The sequence below is a fragment of the Acinetobacter sp. 228 genome (assembly GCF_048147885.1).
This window is the reverse complement of record NZ_JAYWYV010000488.1, coordinates 1-1,124: the sequence shown is the minus strand read 5'-3', so window position 1 is coordinate 1,124 and position 1,124 is coordinate 1. Positions and strand designations below refer to the sequence as shown.

1 protein-coding gene and 1 pseudogene are annotated in these 1,124 nt (G+C 37.6%); both read right to left on the bottom strand.

The features are described from left to right. A pseudogene (locus VXQ92_RS20100) lies at positions 1 to 113 on the bottom strand (tRNA-dihydrouridine synthase C); the annotation flags it as partial. Positions 114 to 197: 84 nt separating this feature from the next. Then, on the bottom strand, positions 198 to 1,007 hold the full coding sequence (locus VXQ92_RS20095) for a cytochrome C assembly family protein (RefSeq protein ID WP_000624642.1): 810 nt from the start codon (positions 1,005 to 1,007) through the stop codon (positions 198 to 200). Positions 1,008 to 1,124 lie beyond the last annotated feature (117 nt).

Genomic DNA, 1,124 nt, shown 5'->3' with positions numbered 1-1,124 from the left:
TCTGTAACGCGAATAAACTCGGTTACACACCAGTCGAAGTGACCAACAGATGTGAGTGTATCCCGCATGATCGGGTCAGTTAAACCTTCCATTGGAGCGAGTATGAGTTTCACAGTCTGAGTCACCTGAGCAAAACAAAAACAGCGTTATACGGGATATGTATAACGCTGTCTAGTAGTGCTGAAATTTTAATTGTTTTATCGACCCAATATCATCTCAAGCACAAATTTACTGCCAATAAAACCGATCGCTAATAATGCAAAACCAATTAGGGTAAAACGAATCGCTTTTTGACCGCGCCAGCCAAGTTTATAGTGACCAATCAATAAAGAGCCATAAATAAACCATGAAATAATACTAAATACGGTTTTATGAGCGAGATGTTGGGCAAAGAAGCTATCAACTGTTAAGAAACCAAACGCGAGAGCAATGGTTAATAAAATAAAACCAGTAATGATGAGGTCAAATAATAAAGACTCCATGGCCTGAATGGATGGAAGTAAATTGACCCAAATACGTTTTTTTTGTTTCTTTTTGAGTTCACGGTTTTGGAACCATATCAAGATCGCATGTATGGTTGCCATCAGTAAAACAGCATAAGCAGAAAGTGAAAGAATAATATGAGTATCTAAACCTAATGAATGCTGTTCAATAAACTGATCGGGACGGCTAAATGCAAAACCTAAAATAAGACCAATCGCCGCTACAGGAATGCCGAGCAAGTTTAACGGTACAATCGGGCGGAAAGTACTAAAAACTAAGCTTAACAACAACATAAGTCCTGATGTAAAAGACACCAGATTAAAAACATCGTAGTTAATTCCTGATGGCGTCAGCATGGCATGACATAAAACTGTGCCATGTAACAGCAGTGCTAAGGTCGTAACAAAAGCAAATAACCATGGGTTTGGTTCACGTTTTGACATTAAACGTATGAACAGATACCAGAAAGAAGTGGTATATGCGATGAGTGCCAAAATTGTGTAAACCAAGGGGAGGCTAATCATGTCAAACCTTTTTCAGGATTAATTCATCTAGATAAGATATAAATTCGCTGCGAACTAAAGTATCCTATAGCATTCTATGCATAAATTTTCTATTTCGAGAAAGATTTTTTTGCAACT

Coding starts and splice junctions, on each gene's coding strand:
- VXQ92_RS20095 (WP_000624642.1), bottom strand. CDS start 1,007: ATGATTAGCCTCCCCTTGGTTTACACAATTTTGGCACTCATCGCATAT.